2 protein-coding genes are annotated in these 5,193 nt (G+C 41.4%); both read right to left on the reverse strand.

Annotated features, from left to right (window positions below; genetic code table 11):
- Nucleotides 1–304: 304 nt before the first annotated feature.
- Complete coding sequence (locus tag VF500_RS00240; RefSeq protein ID WP_330857751.1) at nucleotides 305–2,722, reverse strand: ABC transporter permease; 2,418 nt, start codon at nucleotides 2,720–2,722, stop codon at nucleotides 305–307.
- 104 nt (nucleotides 2,723–2,826) lie between these two features.
- The coding region (locus tag VF500_RS00245) for an ABC transporter permease (protein WP_330857752.1) at nucleotides 2,827–5,193 on the reverse strand (2,367 nt) is incomplete at its 5' end.

Below are 5,193 nucleotides of genomic sequence, written 5' to 3' on the forward strand. Positions count from 1 at the left end.
ACCCTATAGATCCGGTCGCTGTTATCAAAATTTTGATTAAATGTAAAATCAAAATGTCCTATCAAGTAAATAACCAGTGCCGAACTGATGCCGATAGATAAACCAATAACATTGATGAAGGTAAAAAACTTGTGCCTCCAAAAGTTACGTAACGCGATTTTAAAATAGTTTTTAAACATCTTTATTGGTCATTAGGTCATTGAATCATTAAGTCATTTTTTTCATTGAATCATTATATCAATAAGCCGTTTTTTCTTTGCATTAATCAAAATGACTTAATGACGCGAAGCGAATGCCTCAATGATCATTCACTTCTTAGGCTTTTAACCGGATTAGCCATTGCAGCCTTTATTGATTGAAAGCTTATAGTTGCAAAAGCGATGATCAGCGCTATTACGCCGGCCATTACAAATACCCACCACTGAATGCTCACCCTAAATGCGAAATCAAGCAGCCATTTGCTCATGGCGTACCACGCAATTGGCAGGGCTATTACTGCTGCTACAATCACCAGCTTCAAAAAGTCTTTCGATAATTCGGTTACAATTTGCGGAATGCTGGCACCAAGTACTTTGCGCACACCGATTTCTTTTACCCGTTGCGATATGGTGAAAGCCGAAAGTCCAAATAAGCCTAAACAGGCTATGAATATAGCCAGGCAAGAGAATATGGTAAATAAATAGCTTTGCTGTTGCTCGCTGTTATATAATCTTTGAAAGCGCTCATCCAGGAAAGTATATCGAAAGGGTGTTTCAGGCTGATATTTTTTCCAGGTTTGCTGTAGAGTTGCCAATGCCGCATCGGTGTTGCTTCCACCAATTTTAATCGAAATCTTGCCGTAATTGTTATTTGCAAATGATGGCATCTCCATCAGTAGCGGAACAATGTTTTGGTGTAACGATTCGAAATGAAAATCATTAACCACACCAATTATCTTTCCTTTTGTACTGCCGTAGCTCATATCCCGGCCAATAGCATTCTCGGGAGTTTTCCAACCTAACACTTTTACTGTAGCTACGTTGATCACAAAATTATTGCTATCGGTAGCAAAATCACGGCTGAAATTCCTGCCAGCTGCCATCTTAATACCATAGGTTGGGATAAAACCATAATCAGTGTTGATACACTTGATATCGGCTTTAACGGGCAGCGGTTTATCGCCATCAAAAACAGAAGCGCCTTGATCATCCAATAATCGACCGGACGGGATACGCGACGAACGGGCAACATCTTTTATCACCGGATCCCGGAGTATGTCAGCCTTAAAAGCTTCAAATTGGTTAGCAGGAATACCAGGTATTGTTAACAGATGATCTTTGTTAAAGCCCAATGATTTAGTTTGGATGTACCTTAACTGCTGGAAAACTATAGTAGTGGCAACAATAAGGATAATAGAAATTGAAAACTGCGTAACCACCAACACTTTACGAAACGAGATGTTACCCGATCCAACCTTAAGGATCCCCTTTAACACTTTTATCGGTTTAAACGACGACATAAAGATAGCCGGATAAATGCCACTGATGAGCCCGATAACAAGTGGCAGCAATAATACCGACGCTAAAATTACTGGTTGATATAAACTATTGATAGATAATCCTAATTCAGAAAACCGGTTGATAAGCGGCAGCAAAACCCAGGTCAGGATCAACGCCAGTATCAGCGAAAAGTAAGTCACCAATACCGATTCGCTTAAAAACTGGGTAATGATCTCCTTTTGCTGTGCACCAATCACCTTACGGATCCCGATCTCTTTAGCTCTTAAGGTAGAACGTGCAGTAGACAGATTCATGTAATTGATACAAGCTATCAGCAAAATAAACAAGGCGATAGCCGAAAATATATAAACCCTTTTTATGTCCCCGTTTTGTTCTACCTCGTCGTCAAGGTGCGAGTGCAGGTGAATATCCAGGAACCTTTGAATATGCAGCTGGGTGAATTTTGACTGGCGTGGCTGTCCGGGAGAATTCATGTATTTATCTATAAAGGCAGGAAACTGCGAACTGATGCGATCAATATTGTAATTATCGGGCAATAACAGGTAGGTAAAAAATGAATTATTACCCCAGTTGGTTCGCAATGCATTTCTGCCATAAACCTTGTCATCATTTAGTGTATTGAACGACATCAACATTTGAGGGTGCATTTGCGAATTAGCCGGGAATGGCCTAAAGATACCGGTAACTTTAAAGTTAAACTGGTTATCGAGCCTGATCTCTTTGTTTATAGGGTCTTCATTACCAAAGTATTTGTGAGCCATCTCTTCAGTCATCATTACTGTATAAGGCTCGCTGAGGGCGGTTTTAGGATCACCGGCCAAAGTTTTCAGATCGAAGAATTTAAGGAAGTTTTCATCGGCAAAATATGATCCCATTTCGGTGAACAATTTCTCCTTATAGCGCAAAACCACATCTCCGTTAGGAAACAAGCGGGTAACCATTTTGATATCCGGGAACTCGTTTTTGAGCAGCGGACCAAATGGCGGCGCCACGGCACCCAAATGCAGGTTAACAATACCATCTGCCGTATTAAAGCTCCGGCTTACCCTGTAAATATTAGGCGCATTATGATTAAACTTATCATAGCTAAGCTCTTTAACTATGTAGGTTAAAATAAGCAGGCAACAGGTTAACCCTATGGTTAAGCCCGATATATTAATGAACGAAATAAATTTGTGCCGGGCAATATTGCGAAAGGCACTGCGTAAATAGTTTTTTATCATGGTTTATATCATTAAGTCATTATTTCATTGTCATTAGGTCATTTGCTTCGCGTCATTAAGTCATTGAAAATCAAAAATGACTCAATGACCAAATGATTCAATGACTATTCTGATCGCAGGCTTTTAACCGGATTGGCTAAAGCCGCTTTAACCGATTGAAAGCTTATAGTTATAGCGGCCACCACCAAGGCTATAGCCCCAGCTAATAAAAACACCCACCATTGTATGCTGATGCGGTACGCAAAATCCTGCAGCCATGTGTTCATGGCAAACCATGTTATCGGGAACGAGATGATCGAAGCGATAACAATCAGTCTCAAAAACTCCTTCGATAACATAACTGTGATACTGCCGGTTGATGCGCCCAGCACCTTGCGGATCCCGATCTCTTTAACCCTCAGTCTGATCATAAAGGCAGCCAGGCCAAACAAACCTAAACTGGCTATGATCAGTGCCACGCATGAGAATACCGTAAATATTTTCCCTGTTTGCTGCTCAGACGCGTAAAGCGAAGCATATTGCTCATCGAGGAACGAATAGCTGAAAGGTGCTTCAGATCTGAAATTATCCCATTCGGTTTTAATGTTGCCTATAAGTGATTTTACATCAGCAGTTTTGATCTTTAAGATAATTGCACCCGTGCTATGACCTGATAGCAGCATCAAAGGCGCAATTTTTTGCCTGGCCGAAGCATAATGAAAATCTTTCACCACGCCCACAACAGTGTATTGTGTACGGGCCGAGCGTACAATGGTTTTACCAATAGGATTTGCACTCCCCCATCCTAAACCTTTTACCAAAGCCTCATTAACTACAACCGACATAGAATCGCCGGGAAAAGATGGATAAAAATTACGCCCGTTGATCACCTTTAAACCTAAGGTAGGCACATAACTTTCATCAACATGGTAAATGTTGGTGTGGATCTCGGCATGCCCGCCTTTATCATCAAATTCTTTGGCGTCTATCTGCGTACCATCAACACCGCTTAATTTACCAGGCACGCTGCTTGATATAGTTGCATTTAGCACCTGCGGATTGCGCAAAAGCTGATTTTTAAAGGCATCTACATTGTGGCCAAGCGTATAGGCATCGTTTATCACCAACACCTGGTCTTTATCATAACCCAGCTTTTTATTTTGCATGTAGTGCAACTGCTGGTATACCACAAATGTTGATATAATAAGCGCTGTTGATACCGCAAACTGGAAAATGATCAATCCACTCCGCAAAGTTCCTTTTCCTTCGGATTTTGCAGCACCGTTGCCCTTTAATACAGCGATGATCTGGAATGAAGAAAGGAAAAAGGCAGGATAAATACCCGCTAAGATACCAACCACAAAAGCTGTAAACAATTCGATGATCAAAGCTTTAGGCGATAAGAAGAAGCCGATCTCAATATGTTTTCCGGCTAAATTATTGAACAATGGTAATAACAGGTATACTATGCCCAAGGCCAGCAACAAAGCCCCCAACGTAAGCATAACCGATTCGGTAAGAAACTGGGAAACAAGTCCGCTTTTTTCAGAACCCAGTACCTTGCGGATGCCCACTTCCTTTGAACGCTTTGCAGAACTCGCTGTTGACAGGTTGGTGAAATTGATACATGCCAGTATCAATATAAAAGCTGCCAATGCGCCAAATATATACACATAGTGAATATCGCCGTTTGGCTCCAGTTCATATTTGGTTGCCGAATGCAGGTGTATCGCGCTTAAGGGCTGTAAATAAAACAGGAAGGTACTAACAGATTTACTTGCCTCTGCCACGCTTGTACCCATATCATGAGCTATCTCTGGCACTACAAATTTCCTTACCATCTCAGGGAAGGCGGCTTCCAGTTTTTTAGGATCGGCATTTTTATTTAATACGATATAGGTAAAAAATCCGATGTTGCTCCAGGTTTGCTTTGCATGGTCAACAAAGGGGGCCATATTCAAAAACGCATCCCCGTGAAAGTGTGAATCATCGGGTACTTTGTCAATTACACCTGTTACTTTATATGGCTTGCTATCAATGGTGACCGATTTACCAACTGCTTCCTGATTGCCAAAATATTTGGTAGCCATAGCCCTGGTGATCACCATACTGTTAGGTTCAGTAAAGCAGGTTTTATCATCGCCATTGATTAGTGGTATCGAAAACATGCGCAGGAAATTAGCATCTACCATTTGTACACGCTCTTCCTTAAATTGCCTTTCGTTATATTTTATAAAAACCGGACCGCGACCGGAAAGTCTTGTGGTTTCCAAAACCTCGGGGAACATATTTTTGATCCCCTGCGCCACGGCCACATCAACCATAGGATATTCGCTTACCCCATTATTTTCAATGGAGCGCAAACCAACGCGGTACATTTGTTTGGCTTGTGCCGGATATTGATCATAATTTAATTCGCTGTACACATAGGCACAGATCAGCATGCAGCAAGCCAGGCCTACAGACAGGCCAAACACATTAATAAATGAAAA

This window comes from Mucilaginibacter sp., from assembly GCF_036383575.1.
Lineage (GTDB): Bacteria > Bacteroidota > Bacteroidia > Sphingobacteriales > Sphingobacteriaceae > Mucilaginibacter.